Source organism: Shouchella miscanthi (genome assembly GCF_007725405.1).
GTDB lineage: Bacteria > Bacillota > Bacilli > Bacillales > Bacillaceae_D > Shouchella > Shouchella hunanensis.
In genome coordinates this window covers 720,979-739,386 of record NZ_CP042163.1, presented here as the reverse complement: position 1 = coordinate 739,386, position 18,408 = coordinate 720,979, and the positions used below count along the sequence as shown (strand labels likewise).

Genomic DNA, 18,408 nt, shown 5'->3' with positions numbered 1-18,408 from the left:
CCTCTCGTTTTTTATAAAAACAATTGCTTTTAACCCTTTAAGGACCCAATCATTACACCCTTTACGAAATAACGTTGTAGAAACGGGTAAACAATGATGATTGGAAGTGTAGATACGATCATCACACCGTACTTTACAATGGCAGAAAGCTGTTGTCGGCTGTGTAAAGCTTGAGCCATCTCGCCAGTTATTTCTGTATTATTTGAAGACATTTCATTTAACACAAGAATCTCCCTTAATACCATCTGAAGGGGATATAAATTCCGATCAGATAAGTAAATGAGTGCATTAAAGTAACCATTCCAATGACCGACTCCATAAAACAACGCCATGACCGCAATAATAGGAGCAGATAGAGGCAGAATGATTTTGAAGAATAGTTTGAAATTAGAAGCGCCATCAATCTTCGCTGCTTCTTCTAACCCTTTCGGTATGGTCATTTGAAAGAACACCCGGGCAATAATAATATTCCATACTGCTGCGGCATTCGGCAAGACCATCGCCCAAATCGTATCAATCATACCAAGATCCCTAACAACAAGGTACGTTGGGATTAGTCCGCCACTGAAAAACATCGTCAGAACAAACATCCCTGTAAAGAAGCCTCTGCCAAAAAAATCTCTTCTTGATAAGGCGTATGCCGCTGGTATTGTCACAGCTAGGTTAATAAACGTTCCAAGGGTTGTGTAAAGTATCGTGTTTAAATACCCTCTCCAAATCTCACTATTTTGAAAAATCATCTCGTACCCAGCAAACGTTATATCAATGGGGAAAAGCCACATCTGCCCACTATTGACGGAAGTTGGACTACTAATGGATGCACTAATAATATAGATAAGAGGATAAAGAACAACAGCCAGCGCCACTGTTAAACAGAAGTAAACAAAGGCTTTAAATACTTTATCAACTTTGGTTTCTCTGATTTTCGTATTCATGACTGTACCCTCCTACCACAGACTTGTTTCACTCGTTTTTCTCGCAATTTGGTTCACAACGATAAGTAAAATGGCATTGATCACTGCGTTAAAGAGACCTACCGCAGATGCAAAACTATATTGCGCATCAAGTAAACCTGCTTTGTAAACGAACGTTGCGATGACATTTGAAGACTCTAGATTTAAAGGATTTTGAAGTAAGAGAATTTTTTCAAAGCCCATTGCCATAATGCTACCAACGTTCATGATTAGTAAAATAACCATTGTCGGGAAAATAAATGGGATGTTAATATGCCAAATGCGCTGTAATCGATTTGCCCCTTCCACGATAGCCGCTTCATGATGCTGGGGGTCCACTCCAGAAAGCGCTGCCAAATAAATGATCGTTCCCCAGCCCGTACTTTGCCATACGCCAGATAATACATATACGGTTTTAAACCAAGCAGGATCTGTCATAAAGGCAATTGGCTCAAACCCTAGAAATTGAACAAAATGATTAATAACACCGGTAACAGGTGAAAGAAAAGCAATGACCATTCCCGCAATGACAACCACGGATATAAAATGCGGAGCATACGTGACGGTCTGAACCGAACGTTTAAAAAAGTTATCCTTTGCCTCATTTAATAATAACGCCAAAATAATTGGTAGTGGAAAACCAACAATTAATTCGTACACACTAATGCCTAGTGTATTGCGAATTAAATCCCAAAAATAATAGGAATCAAAAAAGCGGATAAAATGCTTAAAGCCAACCCATTCACTTCCTGTTATGCCTGCTGTTGGTGTAAAATCCTTAAAAGCAATTTGCACACCGTAAAGAGGTATATAATGGAAGATAAAAAAATATAAAAAAGCTGGCAGTATAAAAATATATAGTTGCCAATTTTGCAAAATTTTTCTGTTCTTTTTCCTCTTTAGGATCGGGGGCGGAGCGCTCGTCTGTTGAGAAACCAGCTTTTTTGTTTGTAGTCCCATCCATTTCCTCCTTCGTCTTAAATTGTTCCAATCGTAGCACTCCGTTTGAAATTGTATCAATATGTAACATTCTCACACCTGGGATCCAGACTTTGAATACGCTTTCATTTATGTGGATTTAACAATTCCGATATGTTGATTATGTTGTGGATGTGTTGTTTTTGATAATTAGCGGAGTGGCGCGGGTTCGGAACGCTTCTTAAAAAAGATGCTGCAGGAGTAACGGTTTGGGCGGGAGGATAAAAAGCTGGTTCTGAACTACGAGAAAGTCAAAGAAATCAAAAGAACAAGCAAAATGAACGCAACAGAAAAGCAGCCAATGGCTGCTTTTCTTTGTGGTTATGAATAGTCTTGATTTACAACCTTCTTTATGTGGACTCTTTTACTCATAAGCCATTATTCCGATAAACACTCGAGACATTTTCTCGTTCATTGTGATTCCTCCACTATCAATAGTTTGTTAGGTTATCTTCAAATCTTTTGCCATCTATTTTATATTCAATATCGAAAGAGGTAGGTCTCTTTGAACGTTCATTGTAAATAGGAGTGATTTGAACTTCAACAGATTTACCTTCAGAAAGGGCTATCCTCCACGAATTTTAAACACGTTTGTGTTCTAAGCTACAAGTACGTCAGAAAAAGCCATAGCCTAGAGCTATTTGGCTATGGCTTAAGATCGTATTAAGATTACTTTCGCCACTTACTCCAATCAGAATTTCATTCCCACCATGGTCATTTGGAATCGAATTGAACTCTTTTGGTATTTCCCCTTCCAAGATATCAAAAACGTTGTCTGCGCAGCCAATCGTAATTCCATTTCATGCCGGGTTTTGTAGCCGTCCTTGCCACCGACTTGTCCAAGCTTTGCAAGCTACGGTGTCAAGAGAAACAACCATTGCTACTAGAAGCAATGGTTGTAAAAGGTCGAGCTTTAACATGAGGATCTCTATTAGACAAATCTTCATAACTAGAATCAATGTTCATTTTTCCTGTATTATCTACAAGCATTGTGAAATTTGTCCTAGGTTCCTGCTTGTTTGCAACAAACGCTTTCTTTAACTCTTGCATTGTATCTAAAAGATTGTTCCATAATCTAGAATACTCTTCTTCATTCATTGACCACCAACTTTTCTTTGGGCATAAGTATTTCGCTTACTCCTGTAAAAAACAAACCCTTTTCCTGCTATTTTAATGAATTAATCCATTCATTAAAATTATTTGCGACATGATAAGTTATCGGATCAAGCTCCCCAGATTCCTCATGATTCCATAAGCAAACACGAGGTTCCTTATTAACATTTTTGTAGTCTAGGCATACATAGTCACCATTAAACAAAATTGCAATTGGTAAAAGTTCAACCCCAACCAAGTCTTCATTTGTTGTTAAACGTTCTTCAATTCTTGTCAAGGTTACATCTATATCGTAAATACTTTCAACATTCTCATCACTTTCCTCAAGAACACATAAAAATCGATCAATAGCATAGGTACGAGATTGAACATTAAATGAATTTTGTTCTGGAATACCACCATTATAATTGATTAAGAATTTCTTATAATCATTAGGAAGTTCCACATTCCAGATATTCTCCTCCTCATTTAGTAGATCTAATGTTGGTTTAGGCTTTACAATTGATTCTTCTTTAATCTTCACATGAAACACCCCTTAACTATAGGTTTATAAAACTGTAAATTTAAATAACAAAGATTTAACACAACACTTACCTAGGTGCATCAGCCCACATTCCTTTTGTTCTCCCCCCGTTATGAGGTATTATATCGTGTATACCAGTTTCAACAAGCTGCATTTCCCCTGGAATTTCAGAATGATGCCATGTCGTTCCAGCAATTCTTCCACCTACAGCTGAATCCAACCAATTAAATTGTTCAACGTCAGAAGTTTTCCATAATTTTTCAGGTAGATATTTAGTTTCTAAAACCAATCCTGCACTTTTAAAATCCGCAAAACCAAATTTCATTCCATGAACTCTCTTCACTTCTACTTTCGGTATAGCATTCATCACAATCGCTTTTTCTTTTATAAGCTTTTTCTCTTTAATCGATAAAGATTTACCATTCTCCACATCTTTATTCCATGACCACTTCTTATTGGACATAACCATTCCTGCGTATATTTTAGCCATTTCGTCCAATGATTTACCATTGTTGAGTATTTTAGGACCTTCTACCCCACTGCCTACCTCAATCTTCCTCAACTGCTCCTGCTTTACCCCGCCAACATCTTGTTGAATCTTCCGCGAATCCATCGCATTATATGGCACATGGTTCACTGGGCCTCCGGCTGGCGCAAGAGCAGGCGTATTGCCATTGAGGTTGGTTTGGAGATTATCCATCCCCGGGCGAAAGTAATTTAAGAAGTCATAGCCCCTTAAAGAACTGTGACTCTTAGTTTATTTTCATTTTCCATTAAAACGATTCAAAAACACCATAATGCTCAGTAATCTATACAATGTTTGAGTTTATTCATAAAAGTCATCTTCCATTGAAAGCAATTAAATTCTATTCACCTTTCACCCTATTAAGGCTACTTTTGCATCAATATAGCCTTCTCAATAAAACTAAGTTACGTGATGTCATCTACCTAAATATAACCTCTTAAAACTTTCAATTTCAGTATTAGAAAATTTATCTTCCTTTATTAAAACAGGAAGTATATTTTCTACGAAACTTTACAAGATAAATCCATAGTTTAATAGCACTACAATTGCCAAATAGTATTTCCTTCCTTTTGTTATAGGAATTTGTTCCCCTGTATCATTAATATAACAAATAATATATCCATTAGTGTTTCTTGTTAGATTTATCGTTGCTCTCTTTAACGAGTTACACGAGAAATATTTAGGATCCAAAAATATTTTTAACTCCATTTCTACTACATTATTTCCAAAGGAGGTTTGCTACAAATTTCTAATTTTACTTTTAATAGTTTCATTTATTGCAGGGCGTTGAAATTTCTCCATAACTAGAACATAGAATGCGGCTATTGCAACAACTTTCTTATCAAAGTTCGCTAGAGTAAAACCTTTACCTCTTTGAAATTCGATGAGCTTATAGTTAGTGTCATCTGAAACAAGAGCAAGTGCTGTTTAGCATTAGTATGATGTGGCACATATTGAGTTACGTTGCAGAGACAATCAAATAAGGATAAATGTCGCTACTTTTTTTCAACTGGCTACTAAACCTTATATTTATGCTTCACCCCGTTATGCAAAGCCAATGGTAAAAGAAACTTCCTCAACCTCGTATAGCTTACAATTCTAGTCATTATCCGGTTTGTTTGGTTGATTTATAGTAAAAAAACCAAAGCTAACTACTATGGTTCTGGGAATTGATCAACTAAATACAAACGTTACTATATCCTTTTCTTCATAGAAGCAGCGACCAGATTTTCGTGAGGGGCGACCGAGAAAGCATTCAAAGCACCAAGTGTTGCATGCTTTAAAACTTTTAGATACACATACCTATAAACAAGTTGAAGAAATGACTGGAATTCAAAAACGCACCTTAATTAGGAGAAAAAATGAAATACAATAAAAAGGTAAACTAAAATGATTGGTTTACCTTTTTGCTAGTGATTAAAGTTAATAAGTTATTATAACTCACAGAAGAATTTATAAAAATCCTTCCCAAACCTATTTATTTTTATTACTTCTTTTGATTTCTGTTTTATTTTAGTTGGTGTTAGCTTAGGAGGACTCATCTTACTTTTACCATTAATATGTTTGATGTAACCAATTATTCTGTTAATCCCATCCTCTAAAGCTTTCCTATCTTTTTCTTGTTCATCCTTAATTTCTCTTTCTAACAACCCATTTCTAATCAAGTTTTCTCTGACCGAAGTATATTGATCATAAGACATACCATGTTTATTCATAACAGTTTGAAAGGTTTCATAACTCTCATCATTGCTGTAATAATAAGAATTTCTATAATATAAACGCAAGACCGATAAATCAACCAGTCGTAATTGTTTTAAAGTTTCATAATAGTACATTACAAAATCAGATGTTATTTCAATGTGCCTTGTCAAATTCACATAACCATTAACCAAATAATTTATTTTTTCTTCTTGGAATTCTTCAGTTGCTATTAAGACTATTTCTAATAATTTATCTAGTTTATCTTTGTTGTCGTCACTTTGTTTTTTTAAGTTGCTTATAATTTCACCTTGTCTTTTATGAAGTTGGTAAATAAGTATTTTTAGATTTCTCTCTGCTCGTAGTCTTTTATACGATGATATAGCACCTCCTAGACCAGGTATAAGTGTACTTGTGGTATCTATCATTAGTTCTGCGGTTAACTTTCTATACTATTACCCTGTTTTGGTAAACCTAAATGTCTCCCATTGCGTCTAGCTACAGCGATTCCACAGCCTGAATTTTCTAAGTTCTTTTCTGCTCTACTAACAATTCGAAGGCCTTTATACTCATGCGGAGACTCAATACAAGTGGAGACTGGTTACATTATAAAGGTATACCTTTATAAGCGATGTCGTCATAAAATCCACAATTTATGAATTAACTTTGATATGCTATCTATGACTACTTATTATAAAAAACAAAGGAATGGTACTCATGAAAATATTTTTTAGTCACGCTTCTAAAGATGAATCATTTGTTACATCACTTATAGATCTTATACAAGTAACTTTAGAACTTAAAAGAGATGAATTCTTTTATACCTCTGGAGGAGAAATAAGAAGTGGTGATAAATGGTTAGACAGAATAAGGGTTGAACTTGATAAAAGTGACTTAGTAGTTGCTATTGTGACACCTAATTTCCTAGAAAGTAGTTATTGCCATATTGAATTAGGTGCCAGTTGGATTAAAGAACTTAAAGTCGTTCCAATCATGGTTCCACCAACTAATAAGGATTCTTTAGCAGATACACCCTTCAATTTTTCTCATGTACAAATGACTATATTAGAGTCAGAAGAATCACTAAGAACATTACTTAGAGACATTAGAGATAATCTAATTAAGCTAAATTATAAGGTTGCTTTTGATGATAGAACTGAAAGTGTGAGAATTAAGCGGTTTTTCAGAGAATCTTTAAATCCTTTTATTAATAAAAATAGAGATATAATTACACGTAGTAAAGCATCCTTGATAAAGGAAAATCAAGAACAACAATTAAGTTTAGAAAGCCTAATTGAAGAAAATGATAAGCTAAATAAAGAAAATAAAAGAATTAGAAGTATGAAAGATTTCAAGGAATTAGAGCAATATGACTTGGAAAACAGCAATGTATGGGAAAAATTCGAGTCCTTTGCTGGTAATATAAAATCCAGTTTTAATTCATTATCCTTCATAACAGCTAGTGTTTTCTATGAACAATACATTCACAGTGGTTACTTTTCAGAAGATGGTTTTCATACGTCTGATTTAAAAGCAGCTGTTAATCGAAAAGAAATATTTTTTATCGAGGATTATAATGCATATGAATTAAATAAAGATCATCCTAAAGTGGAGAAGGTCCATTACATGTTACAAGATTTTCAGTATTTTATAGAAGAAAACCATGACGCCCTAGTAAAACATTACAATGCTAAACATGGTGAAGACAATATGCTTGATTTAGATTTAAGAGATTTTTGGGTAAAAGAATTTAGTGTAACTGTATACGATTCGGCTCGATAATGATGTAATAAATACACAAATATATGTATATTTATGTATTAATACAAAGCAAACCATCGTATCGTATGTTATGTAGATAAAACACACTCTAAACCGTGATACTATATAAACGGTTAGGCATGGAAAAGTACAAACAAAAAGCCCTGAATTAGGTAGTGACCCCCAATAGTTAGAGTTTCATTTATGCAGTTAATTGGCTAAACTGAGTTCGGTATTGTACCGGGCTTAGTCCAGCCAATTTTTGTTTTATTCGCTTTGTATTGTAATATTCGACATACGCTTTGATTCGTTGTTTTAAGATCTCAAAGTCCACAAGAACTTCACCATAGTACATTTCCTGTTTCATGATGCCGAAAAAGTTCTCCATAGCCGCATTGTCTGCACACGTCGCTTTACGAGACATACTTTGATAAATCTTGTTTTCTTTCAACGTGCTTACCCATCGTTGATGTTGATAATGCCACCCTTGATCCGAGTGGATGGTTGTTCGGTATCGAGCATCTTTTTTCATAATCGTAATGACCTGGTCAAGTGGTTTTAAAACTAAATCGAGCGTTGGTTTTTTCGTTAGCCCAAACGAAAGGATTTCCCCATTATACAAGTCCATAATCGGACTGAAATACAGTTTTTGACCTTCGGTACATTTAAACTCAGTGACGTCCGTCACTACTTTTTGGAGACGAATACTTGTCTTAAATCGGCGATTTAAGCGGTTTTTGGCTACCTTCCCGACCGTCCCTTTATAGGAGCGATACCGTGACTTACGTGTAAACTTTGCACACATCAACCCTAATGCTTTCATAAGCCTCTGAACTTTTTTATGATTGATGACGTATCCTCTCTTTCTTAATTCTGAATGAATGCGACGATAGCCATACCTTCCTTTATGCTCTTGAAAAAGTTCACGAATCAGTGCTTTCCACTTTTGATCTGGGTCGGATTTCTTGAATTGGTTCATATGATAGTGATAAGTTGCTGATGGTATACCGACCTTGGCCAATACGCTTTTTAATGGGAATCCTTCTTCTTTGAGTTCGAATGCCAGCGCTGCTTGTGCTTTTCGAGGAAGGTGTCCGGGTTCTCCCGAAAAGCGTTCAACTTTTTTAAATAAGCAACCTCCAAACGAAGCTCTTCGATCTCCGTTTCTAATTGTTTTTCGCGTGATTCTTCTTTCTTTACTAGTTGTTTTTTCTTTTTCGTCATGGGAGGTCGTCCTTTCGGCTGATTCAGACCTTCCACGCCTTTTTCTCTATACTTCTTTTTCCAATTAGAAATTAAAGGTGGGTTAGTTAACCCAAATTCAATCGCTGTATCTTGGAACGAGGCGCCAGTCCGTTCCATATAGTGTAATACATCGAGTTTAAATGAAACAGAGTAAGTTGCCTTTTTACGTTTTCTTTTAATCCCATCTACGCCAAACGCTTGAAATGCGCGTACCCACCTTCGAATGATTTTTGTATCAGGGATGTTATATTTTTTAGCGAGTAATTGATACCCCAGGTATCCATCTACATATTCTTTAATGATTTTCAGTTTAAATTCGTCACTATATTTTGACATAGAAAAAACACCCCAAGTGCTAGATTTTTACTCTAACATTTGGGGTGCAGCACCATTAGCAGGGCTTTAACTAAATTAATTATTTCTAATTCTATCTCTAAATATTTTAAAATCATCTTCTTGCATCTTATAAAAAGAATCGCCTAACTTACGACTAACAAGTTCCATGAATTCGTTTGAAGAAACAACTATTGAATCTAGTTTTCGTATGGATAAGGTATATTCCGTAGTGAGTTGAGCAGGAATATTAGCATCTCTTAGTTTTTCGTTCATGCCTTTAATTTTTGTATTCCATTTGATAGTATAATCAAACCGTTTATCAGCGTCATACACCTGAGAATTAATATCTTCAGGATCTTTTTCTTCCTTGTAGAATACAAGATCTTTCTTAGAGTCAACGACAATAAACAACAGTCTCTCTTTAAAATTTTCATCTTTCATAGCTTGCGTTATTTCGTACATACAGTTTACAGATTCTAGATAAGACTTTGTAACAACAGATAGGACATAATCATGCTTACGAATAGTCCTCATAAACTCTTCAAGATCTTCCCCAAAATCAACTACTCTAACATCTCTTGTCACATCAATATCATAAGACTTATTTAGACTTGTCTCTATTATATCTGCAAGATCACTGTCATCATGTGCATATGAAAGAAATACCTTATTAATTTTCATTTCAATTAATTCTCCCTGATTAGTGAATTTGTATGGCTTATTACTTGCTTTAACTAAATGCTCCGATTTACTAATAGAAATAAAAGGAAGATTTACTCCGTTGTATTCTATACTATCCAATACAAAATCCACTTCTCTATTTAGAAGCTCTAGAGCTTTCTGAAACTGAATTTTAATTTGAAACGAATATTTCTTTACTTTTAAGTTTAATCCATCATCTTTTACTCCAAGAACGATATCTCCCCCACTTCCGTTGGCAAAAGCAGAAATATACTTAGCTGCCATATCTGGTGTAAGGATTGGATGCACGTACACTTTATTTTTTCTATCATACGTACTAATAGCATCAAGAATTTGATTTTTATTACTCAAGTTTAGAACTCCTTAATCAGAATAAATTTTTTAATGGAATTCTCGTAATTCCGGTTGTTTTCAATAATTCGCCTAAAGTTAGTTCGTTGCATTCATTTCCATTATCTGTCCATAATTCATAGTTGTTACTATCAAGCGCTTCTAATTCTTCTTCGTAGTAAAAGAATATTTGATTTTCATCACTAGGTCGTATAACAATAAAAACTACTTCTGATTCTTTTAATACTTCAAATACAGTACTTGAATGACTACTTTCTTTCCATTCATCCACTGTATCAGGGAGGTCGTATAATGGATTACTATTTAAGTGCTCATAAACATTATCGATACTTCTATTAATTAAATACTCGAAGTTTTCTTTAGTTGATTTAACTTTATGCCTTAGAAGATCGAGTATTTCTTCTTTCGAGAAAGAGGGATTATCCAAATTATCAAGTAAATAATCTATTTTCGTTTGGTTGGTTATAATCTCGTCTAAATTTAAATTATGCTGTTTAACCTTATTGGCCACTTCCAACATTTCAAGAGATTCCTCATTTGAAGTTAACCGAAATCTTTTATTCATAATTTTAGGGAAAATCTCTTCTGATAATTCCTGTTCCTTCAAAATAAAATAATTTAATTTAGTAAATGTAGCTTGTACCTCTGCTTTTCGTTCAGAATCACCTAAATGTTCATTAGCAAGAATTTGGTTTACTCGTTTTTCAATTAAATTAGCAATTGAGACATTGTCTTCTTGTTCGTCCTTATGACTATCATAATATGAATCAAAAGATTTAATTTCACTACTTAGAAGCTTACTTTTTTTAGATGGTTCTAATTCAAATAGTATATCTTTTAAATCGGGGTCTATACCTGAATCAAATAGTACATTATTGAAATCATGAAACTTTCTGTCCTGGGCAGGTACAATTGCCAGTTTAATTACCTTTTCTATACCAATATCTTTAATCCAATAAGAATAAAATCGCTCTAACCATTCTAGGGCTTTTCTTTCGTTCTTAAGTTTACTAGAAAAAGTTTCAATTTCTTTATCTTTGAATCGTAAGTTTACATTGGTGAAATTAAAGTTAGAATCAAAAACTTTTCGCCAACCAAAAAAAGTTTCCTTAGTTGGTATCTTACCTCCAGCTTCAAAGATTAGTTCCCATAAAGGAATTTCATTTTCTTCTTTATCGGTCTTAGGAAGAACAACTTTCTTTTTTGGACCATAATTAAATGCATATCTTCTAGGAATATTGTCTTCATTATCAATGATTGGTATTAAGTCAATTTTCTTGATGTAACTCATAATTTCACTATAGCAAATCATAGGCAGTTCATCATGATTGTTCTCTTCAATAATACAAATATTAAATTCATCTTTAGTAATGGTGCTTGAACAAAATTCTATTAATAACTTATACAAAGAAATAGCTTCTTGAATTAATTCTTTGTTTTTAGGATTTGTATCTCGAATTGCATTGCGATCTATATGAACTTGGAACAAGTCAGAATTCAAAATAATTGGAAATGAGAAAGATTCAGTACCAATTAATGGAAAGTTACAAAATAATTTTGGTGTCGATTCATCGATAGGTAAAAAGTTAAATATACTTGTTTCATGGTTGTAATCAACAGGACATGCAATAGTTACGTTATTTCTTTCAAGCTTCCATAAATGAAAATACTTTATATTATCTTGGTACTCCTCTTTAACACTAAAAACATTTATTTGACCATTATTAATAAAATAGTCTTGTTCCTTTGAGTAAACCTTCCCATTAATACTAATAGTATTGATATTTTGGTTAAAAGCAATTAGATATGATACTGTTGATAACAGATCCTTAACACCTAATACAACTGCTTCTCTTGAATCCTCAGAACTACTTACATTATATATAAACTTTGTAGTAGATATTCTATGTGAGATCTCCGTCGATAAATCTAATTCATCCAATTTATCTATCATTGCTTCAGTTTGTTCTTGAATACCTAGATGGTCTGATTTAGATCGATCAATAATAAAATTCATATTAGTGTACGCACCATCTTGACGAATAAGCGTCCCTTCAATATTAACAATTTTTGATAGCAAAAGGGTTGACATAAAACCAGTTCCGAATTTTCCAGTGAGTTTATCTTTAGATTTTTGTTTTAACGAAAATTGTGTTATTAGTGAAAGTAAATCGTTGTAGGTAAAAGGTTTTCCGTTATGACTAAACTCAACGCTATCTTTAGTAATATTTAAAATTATATCTATTTTACTATCTTTTGGGGTACAATCGGATGCATTTTGGATTAACTCCCATATCCATCTCCTTCTTATTTCTTTTTTCTTTGTTTCAGAAGACTCATTAATACTATTTAACTCATTCTCAATCTTAGATGTACTTCCTTCCATGGCTATTTCAAAAAATTGATCTCTAATTTTCATGTATTCACTCCCGTTTTCTTGCTGCTTAATTTAATCTATAATAGATTGCTACTATGATAACGTTCAAACTACATTACTTCCACAATTATACCATTTAATCCATATGTGTACTGAAGTATCTGTGAGCAATATTCGTGCTAAATTTGTAACATTCAGAGTGATTAACCTTTGAGACAATGAGAATAATTAAAGGTAGTTAGTTTAAAAAGGACAATGAAATATGTATTTCATTGTCCTATTTAATATAGATGTTACCGTTAAAGTATAAATATTACGTAATACTGAACAGTAATTATTCTGTTTTTCTCGTTATTTCTTCATACGTGTGTATAATATTAAAAATACCCCCAGGCAGATTTTATTTCCTTGTAGGTCACTTTTACTCACAGGATACTCGGTTTTTTTTGCGCTTCTATATAAATCTTGCTGTTCTTCATGACTATATTTAATAGAGGAATTATATTATCAGTACAGCTAAGCAAGGCTTGATGGTGGTTGTTATATTTATTAATTAAAAAATACGGTACGTGAAATTATAAATTTAGGTCTTTAAAAGACAATCTGTTTTGTTGACAGTTCATCTTTAATTGACTTATACTACGAGTATATATTTAGAGTACTTAGGAATACTAAAAAGACCTGTATCTGTGCTGGACACACAAATACAGGCGTAAAACAGTTTAGTCAACTCAAAGGTTGGCGCTTATAGGATTTCTACAATAGCCCTTATTCGAGTTGGTCGCTCAAGGGGCTATTTTGTGTTTCTAACGATATAGAGCACGACTGTAACAGCAATGGCCAAAAAGGCTACAAATACACCACCAATTGCTATTAGATTAGCCACTTGTTGATTGGCTAACGAATGTGCTTCATAAATCGTCAAAGCAAACACCTCCTTTCGTAGAGGTGTCGCCGCCCTTCGAGCTGTTCTGCTTTATCTTACAGACAAGTATAGCATAAATACTGGCTAAGAACTTAACCTTATGTTCCGCCGATAAATGAATCTTCAAAGGTGCAAAATAAGCCTGTTAAACAAGAAACATATATGTTATTAAGTCTGTAAATCAGTTTTTCCGGTTGGACTAAAAACCGTTTCATCTTCGTTAATATTTGATACTTAAAGGAAAATTATACTAGCCACAGCTGCAACAAAAAAATTACTTAGGATTTTCAGGCTCAACACTCCCTAATAGATGATTTTTTACTTTCAGATCTAGAGCTAATTTTGTATAATAGAGCGCATCGAAATATTGTTATGTTCCTCGTAATAACTAACGAGTTCGACTGCGACCTCACCAGCGTCAAAATATAACAACTCATGCTGTATTAATTCGCCGAATCCTTGTACATTTGCAACGATATATATGTTTTGATAGATAAGTGTCTTTGCGTGATACTCGTTGTCTTGCTGCGTCCATTCCTCAATTTCTCTTAGTATGATCTTTGCTGGTTCAAAGCTTCCTAGTCGTGGGTGACTAAAAGCTAGATCAGCTTTCGTCTTTCTCCCCACTTTGGTCGTTTCATGCTCCTTAATGTCTAGGGCTTGTACAAAGAACGATTTTGCCTCACTCGGTTCAACCCTAAGCTGCGTAAAATAAGAGCCTTTAATTCGGGCAATTCTTCTGACTCACACTTTCTATCCTAGTTTTATTTGGAAAACATCGAATAGATTAAAAGGGTATTCATTTGGTTTTGTATTACATGATTCAAATTGGGACACAGTAGCGGGTAATGTGGGATTAAATGTTCGTTTGGTAAACGCTATACCAGGTAATACGGATAGGTTTAAGTATGATAGAGCATCAAGTTCTAATTACTCTGGTCATAGTTTTAAAATACCAAATAGTCACGGTAAGAATAATCATTATGAGGGACACGCTCGTTTTAAAGCAACAAGCAAAAAGGTCAGTATAGATAAAAGAATTATTTTGAGTTATGCTGATGAAGTTACTACCGGTGGTATACATAGCCTACTTATTCTAACTTTACTGATTCCTGTTTCTTGAACTAAAGTGGTTTGTGATAAAACCGATTTTTCTATGTGCAATGCTGCTTAACGTTGTAAATCCGTATTTTCCTGACGCTACCCCATATTAGTATTATTAAAAATTTGCCGATCACGAAAGGAGATTGCGCGTTATTAATGAAAATGTTAGTAGAAGAAATTGATAAAAAGGATCAAACACTAATCAAATTAAATGATGATAGTAAACGTATACAAAGAGAGATATTGAATAAAAAGAATGTGTTACAAGAGCAAGAAACTGAGCAGGTAAAGTGGGTACTAGCAAGCAAAGAAAAAGGGATAATAAAAAAATTAATGAATCGATATAAGCGATAATTTTTAAGGATTTCCTACGGTAATGGTTCCCGTGGGAGATCTTTGTAAATGATAAATATTCGATTTTATTTCAGTGTGTTTCGTTTTACTTAAAGAGTCTGTTTTGAGTAGACCACTGTTCCAAGAAAGACTATTAAGGTAGCTAAGTACCTTAATAGTCTTTAATTTTCTTGAATCCGCGCCTTTAACATAATAATTTATACATATGTAATTGATTTTTGATTGTATACTTATTTAAATATTATAGTACGTGAAATTCTATTCTTCATTTAGATATCCTCAAGAATATCTCTTATTTCTATAGTAAAATGTTAAAATCCTTAATATCAATATATTTAATGTTAATATCTAATATTTCTTGCTGAGTACAAACCGCTAGTTTATATCCTGTATCAATAAGTGGTTGTTTGAAATAATATAATTTAGAACTCTTATCATTTGTTACATACAAATTATTTTCTTGCCTAATACAAAAAGAATTTAGAGGAACCGATAGACCTTTGCCTAAATTTTTTATAAAAGCTTCTTTCATTGTCCAAAACTCATAAAAACGCGTTAACTTATCGTTTAGAGTAGGCATTTTTTTTATATCGTCAAATTCAGCTGAAGTAAAGAACCTCTCGGCAATTCCTAAATCAATCTCTTTTATTTTCTCAATATCAATACCTACTTCTTTATTGTTTGTTGCACATACTATCCAATTATGAGAATGAGACAAATTATAATGAAAGTTAGGGAACTCTGCTATGGATGGTTTTCCATATTTGTTATAGTTAAGGTTGAATTTCGTTATTTGTAGTTCTTTCCATAAAATATATTTGATGAGAAGTGATCCACATAAAGAGCGTATAGCGTCTTCCTCTCTTACATAACTTCGAACTCTTTCTTGCCTGTCTAATGGAATTTGATGAAGGAACAGCTCCTTTTGAGATTCCGAAAAAGGTTTAGATATCTCAAATGCGTATACATTCGTACTCATTTAGATTTTTAACTTCACAAGATTATTTAATAACGAATCAATTAAAGCAGTAACTCTATATTCTTGCGATTGAATAAAGAAATGTCCCCCTATAAATTCATACCATCTACATTCTTTGCTTCCATGTAATTCCCAACCTTTCAGTTTATCCATGCTGATATCATCTTTATCACCGTAAAAGATATAGAATGGAATGTCTAATAAGTTTTTTCTCTCCTTAAATTTGTATGTTTCAACTAATTTATAATCAGCTCGGATGGAAGGAAGATATAGATCAAGAAGTTCTCTATTATCAAGCAATTGCTTAGGAGTACCTCCTAGGCTAAAAACTTTTTGTATAAAACGTTCTTTTTCAAGAAGGTGGACCTGTTCTTTAGGAGGAAGATGTGGCGCTGATTTGGCAGAGAAAAAAACAGCTATCGGTAATTTATGATTTTCTTCTTGAATCTTATGACATAGCTCAAAAGCTAGTAAGCTTCCCATACTATGTCCAAAAATTGCATACGGCTCATTACTCAAAAGCATAGGTCTTAGTATATGATAAATATCCGATACTGCTTCTTCTACCTGTTCATAACAGTCTTCTTGGAATCTTCTTCCTCTACCTGCTAATTCAATATTTAAGATCTCTATTTCGGGTTCGAAATGTTCCTTCCATTTACTAAAAACCACAGAGGAACCTCCTGCATAAGGCAAACAAATTAATTTCAATATACAGTCTCCTTTCTCTAATTAAAACCTTCTAGAAAACCTTCTTCTTTTATCTCTTCCTTCAGACTTGAAACATAAATTCCTACATTACGAATTGGTCCTTGTTTTTCGAGTTTATCCCATAATTCCAATGCTGTGTTATATATATCTAGTGTTTCTCTTAGGTCTTTTGATTTTTGCTTAGTTACTGAAGAATAGTCTCCAAAACGGACTTTCAGCTTAATTACTTTTCCTGTTAAATGTAAGTCATTAAGGTTGTGGGACAAAATATTTGATAGTTCTTTAATTTTTTTAAAGACTACTTCTTCGTCATTTATATCCTTGTGAAATGTATATTCTTTTCCCAAAGACTTTCTTTTTCTTTCATTTACAACCGGAGAGTTGTCTTCTCCTCTGACATTTCGATACAGTATATGACCTCGTTTATTAAAATGTCTAATTAAATCCTCCTCACTCCAATTGATTAAATCAGCTCCTGTATAGATACCCAATTCATTCATTTTTTTTAGCGTAACTTTACCTACACCAAAAAACTTTGATATTGGTAATTCCCTTATGAATTCTAAAGCTTTATCTGGTGGTACAACGGTTAGTCCACATGGCTTTTGAATATCTGATGCTATTTTAGACAAAAATTTATTGTAAGAAACCCCTGCAGAAGAAGTTAAACCCAGTTCTTGGTAGATGGTGCGTTGAATTTCTCTTGCAACTATCGTTGCCGACGATGTACCAAGAAAATTTGTTGTAACATCCAAATAAGCTTCATCAAATGCTATTGGTTCAATTACGTTTGTATACCGACTGAAAATTTCCATTATTTCTTTAGAAACTTTTTTATAATAATCAAGTCTTGGTTGAATAAAAATAGCATGAGGACAGAGCTTACGAGCCTTGTAAGAAGGCATGGATGAGTAAATACCGTATTTTCTGGCTTCATATGAACAAGTAGTAACTACTCCTCTTTCCCTAGCATCTCGAGCAATTACTATAGGCTTTCCTTTTAATTTGGGGTTATCTCGAACTTCTATAGAGGAATAGAATGCATCCATATCTATATGTATAATTTTACGGATGTTCATTTTCATTCACCCACTTCATTTTTTGGGTCTGTATACATTATCCCCACGTTGATTACGTACTTCTTTCCAGTAAGCTATTGCTTCGTCTAGTGGGTTTCCTTTATTAGCTGGATCGTCATAATAGTCACGAATAAACGTGTTATATTCAAACTGCTTAGAAATTGTAGTACGTTTCCCATTTTTCTTATCTTCTAGCATCTTATAATAGTGGTCTACTACATCTTTGTAAGTCTTTCCTGCATTTTCTTTAATAAAGTTCTGCAAACCAACTGAAAAGTGAAATTTCGGCCCGATTTCACTCTTGAAAAACTCTCTATGTTCTTGAGTACATTTAAAACCTGGTTCAATTACAGTTTCTAAACTCATATTATTCGCAAACTTTTTTTGCTGGCTTGTTTGTCTATAAGATACGGAAGTCGCTTTACTGACTCTTAACCGTTGCCCTGTCTTTAAATAATGCGCAATTCGTTCTGCAATTTCTATTTTTGGGCCAGAAGCACTCATCCCAATTTTTTTACAAAAAGCTTGTAATTCTTCCTTCAACCAGTAAAAATCCAGGAAATCCTCTACAGAAATATTCTCATCTAAAATGGGACGCTCATCTTGTTTCTTTTTACTCATTATTAATTACCTTTCCTCCCTAAAATTTCACTTCTTAATCATCATCTTCCTATAATTTCTCAGATCATGCAA

Annotated in this window: 19 protein-coding genes and 2 pseudogenes; 4 read left to right on the top strand and 17 right to left on the bottom strand. The window is 33.6% G+C overall.

Annotated elements, in window-relative coordinates:
- Positions 1–29: 29 nt before the first annotated feature.
- From FPV17_RS03555 to FPV17_RS03530, 6 genes are all read right to left on the bottom strand, one after another.
- Positions 30–935 (bottom strand): carbohydrate ABC transporter permease, encoded by a 906-nt coding sequence (locus tag FPV17_RS03555; protein ID WP_038476892.1) that lies wholly within the window; start codon positions 933–935, stop codon positions 30–32.
- A gap of 12 nt (positions 936–947) precedes the next feature.
- Positions 948–1,913 (bottom strand): ABC transporter permease, encoded by a 966-nt coding sequence (locus FPV17_RS03550; protein ID WP_035398315.1) that lies wholly within the window; start codon positions 1,911–1,913, stop codon positions 948–950.
- 449 nt (positions 1,914–2,362) lie between these two features.
- The gene (locus FPV17_RS22480; RefSeq protein WP_081762420.1) at positions 2,363–2,500 is read right to left on the bottom strand and encodes a DNA/RNA non-specific endonuclease; all 138 of its coding nucleotides are present in this window, start codon (positions 2,498–2,500) and stop codon (positions 2,363–2,365) included.
- 292 nt (positions 2,501–2,792) lie between these two features.
- Positions 2,793–3,029: an immunity protein YezG family protein gene (locus tag FPV17_RS03540; protein WP_052008293.1), complete on the bottom strand. Its 237-nt coding sequence runs from the start codon at positions 3,027–3,029 to the stop codon at positions 2,793–2,795.
- A 67-nt stretch (positions 3,030–3,096) separates the two neighbouring features.
- The gene (locus tag FPV17_RS03535) at positions 3,097–3,567 is read right to left on the bottom strand and encodes an SMI1/KNR4 family protein (RefSeq protein WP_060705785.1); all 471 of its coding nucleotides are present in this window, start codon (positions 3,565–3,567) and stop codon (positions 3,097–3,099) included.
- 67 nt (positions 3,568–3,634) lie between these two features.
- Positions 3,635–4,204 carry an HNH endonuclease signature motif containing protein gene (locus tag FPV17_RS03530; RefSeq protein WP_186370721.1) on the bottom strand — a complete coding sequence of 190 codons (570 nt, stop codon included), beginning with the start codon at positions 4,202–4,204 and terminating at the stop codon, positions 3,635–3,637.
- 1,102 nt (positions 4,205–5,306) lie between these two features.
- Between FPV17_RS03530 and FPV17_RS03525 the strand changes: the two are divergent.
- Positions 5,307–5,468, top strand: a pseudogene (locus FPV17_RS03525) (recombinase family protein); the annotation flags it as partial.
- Positions 5,469–5,526: 58 nt separating this feature from the next.
- On the opposite strand, the gene FPV17_RS03520 reads toward FPV17_RS03525, so the two are convergent.
- On the bottom strand, positions 5,527–6,219 hold the full coding sequence (locus FPV17_RS03520; protein ID WP_144558058.1) for a hypothetical protein: 693 nt from the start codon (positions 6,217–6,219) through the stop codon (positions 5,527–5,529).
- Between the two features lie 289 nt (positions 6,220–6,508).
- Here FPV17_RS03520 and FPV17_RS03515 point away from each other — a divergent pair, with 289 nt between their 5' ends.
- A complete protein-coding gene (locus FPV17_RS03515) occupies positions 6,509–7,573 on the top strand; it encodes a toll/interleukin-1 receptor domain-containing protein (protein WP_186370720.1) in 1,065 nt (354 codons plus the stop codon).
- A 181-nt stretch (positions 7,574–7,754) separates the two neighbouring features.
- Here FPV17_RS03515 and FPV17_RS03510 read toward each other — a convergent pair.
- The 6 genes and pseudogenes from FPV17_RS03510 to FPV17_RS03490 form a co-directional block, all read right to left on the bottom strand.
- A pseudogene (locus FPV17_RS03510) lies at positions 7,755–8,699 on the bottom strand (IS3 family transposase); the annotation flags it as partial.
- A complete protein-coding gene (locus tag FPV17_RS03505) occupies positions 8,582–9,133 on the bottom strand; it encodes a helix-turn-helix domain-containing protein (RefSeq protein WP_035399113.1) in 552 nt (183 codons plus the stop codon). The gene FPV17_RS03505 and the pseudogene FPV17_RS03510, both read right to left, overlap by 118 nt.
- A 75-nt stretch (positions 9,134–9,208) precedes the next feature.
- Positions 9,209–10,186: a TIR domain-containing protein gene (locus FPV17_RS03500; protein ID WP_144558053.1), complete on the bottom strand. Its 978-nt coding sequence runs from the start codon at positions 10,184–10,186 to the stop codon at positions 9,209–9,211.
- Positions 10,187–10,202: 16 nt separating this feature from the next.
- A complete protein-coding gene (locus FPV17_RS03495) occupies positions 10,203–12,605 on the bottom strand; it encodes an ATP-binding protein (protein WP_144558051.1) in 2,403 nt (800 codons plus the stop codon).
- Positions 12,606–13,356: 751 nt separating this feature from the next.
- A complete protein-coding gene (locus FPV17_RS22350) occupies positions 13,357–13,488 on the bottom strand; it encodes a hypothetical protein (protein WP_281284326.1) in 132 nt (43 codons plus the stop codon).
- A 336-nt stretch (positions 13,489–13,824) separates the two neighbouring features.
- The gene (locus tag FPV17_RS03490) at positions 13,825–14,115 is read right to left on the bottom strand and encodes a hypothetical protein (protein ID WP_144558049.1); all 291 of its coding nucleotides are present in this window, start codon (positions 14,113–14,115) and stop codon (positions 13,825–13,827) included.
- A 223-nt stretch (positions 14,116–14,338) separates the two neighbouring features.
- Here FPV17_RS03490 and FPV17_RS03485 point away from each other — a divergent pair, with 223 nt between their 5' ends.
- The gene (locus FPV17_RS03485) at positions 14,339–14,611 is read left to right on the top strand and encodes a hypothetical protein (protein WP_144558047.1); all 273 of its coding nucleotides are present in this window, start codon (positions 14,339–14,341) and stop codon (positions 14,609–14,611) included.
- A gap of 137 nt (positions 14,612–14,748) precedes the next feature.
- Entirely contained in the window at positions 14,749–14,946 is a 198-nt protein-coding gene (locus FPV17_RS03480; RefSeq protein ID WP_144558045.1) for a hypothetical protein, read from the top strand.
- A 298-nt stretch (positions 14,947–15,244) separates the two neighbouring features.
- Here the strand turns inward: FPV17_RS03480 and FPV17_RS03475 are convergent, their stop codons facing one another.
- From FPV17_RS03475 to FPV17_RS03460, 4 genes are read right to left on the bottom strand one after another with little or no spacing between them, the layout of a single operon-like run.
- The gene (locus FPV17_RS03475) at positions 15,245–15,925 is read right to left on the bottom strand and encodes a 4'-phosphopantetheinyl transferase family protein (protein ID WP_144558043.1); all 681 of its coding nucleotides are present in this window, start codon (positions 15,923–15,925) and stop codon (positions 15,245–15,247) included.
- On the bottom strand, positions 15,926–16,636 hold the full coding sequence (locus FPV17_RS03470) for a thioesterase II family protein (RefSeq protein ID WP_144558041.1): 711 nt from the start codon (positions 16,634–16,636) through the stop codon (positions 15,926–15,928).
- 17 nt (positions 16,637–16,653) lie between these two features.
- The gene (dinB, locus tag FPV17_RS03465) at positions 16,654–17,715 is read right to left on the bottom strand and encodes a DNA polymerase IV (protein WP_210244252.1); all 1,062 of its coding nucleotides are present in this window, start codon (positions 17,713–17,715) and stop codon (positions 16,654–16,656) included.
- Positions 17,716–17,730: 15 nt separating this feature from the next.
- On the bottom strand, positions 17,731–18,336 hold the full coding sequence (locus FPV17_RS03460) for a DUF6434 domain-containing protein (RefSeq protein ID WP_144558037.1): 606 nt from the start codon (positions 18,334–18,336) through the stop codon (positions 17,731–17,733).
- Positions 18,337–18,408: the final 72 nt, after the last annotated feature.

Excerpts from the sequence above, each read along its gene's own strand:
- FPV17_RS03550 (WP_035398315.1), bottom strand. The coding sequence starts at position 1,913 with ATGGGACTACAAACAAAAAAGCTGGTTTCTCAACAGACGAGCGCTCCG.
- FPV17_RS03555 (WP_038476892.1), bottom strand. The coding sequence starts at position 935 with ATGAATACGAAAATCAGAGAAACCAAAGTTGATAAAGTATTTAAAGCC.
- FPV17_RS03505 (WP_035399113.1), bottom strand. The coding sequence starts at position 9,133 with ATGTCAAAATATAGTGACGAATTTAAACTGAAAATCATTAAAGAATAT.
- FPV17_RS03475 (WP_144558043.1), bottom strand. The coding sequence starts at position 15,925 with ATGAGTACGAATGTATACGCATTTGAGATATCTAAACCTTTTTCGGAA.
- FPV17_RS03480 (WP_144558045.1), top strand. The coding sequence starts at position 14,749 with ATGAAAATGTTAGTAGAAGAAATTGATAAAAAGGATCAAACACTAATC.
- FPV17_RS03495 (WP_144558051.1), bottom strand. The coding sequence starts at position 12,605 with ATGAAAATTAGAGATCAATTTTTTGAAATAGCCATGGAAGGAAGTACA.
- FPV17_RS03460 (WP_144558037.1), bottom strand. The coding sequence starts at position 18,336 with ATGAGTAAAAAGAAACAAGATGAGCGTCCCATTTTAGATGAGAATATT.
- FPV17_RS03515 (WP_186370720.1), top strand. The coding sequence starts at position 6,509 with ATGAAAATATTTTTTAGTCACGCTTCTAAAGATGAATCATTTGTTACA.
- FPV17_RS03540 (WP_052008293.1), bottom strand. The coding sequence starts at position 3,029 with ATGAATGAAGAAGAGTATTCTAGATTATGGAACAATCTTTTAGATACA.
- FPV17_RS03520 (WP_144558058.1), bottom strand. The coding sequence starts at position 6,219 with ATGATAGATACCACAAGTACACTTATACCTGGTCTAGGAGGTGCTATA.
- dinB (WP_210244252.1), bottom strand. The coding sequence starts at position 17,715 with ATGAACATCCGTAAAATTATACATATAGATATGGATGCATTCTATTCC.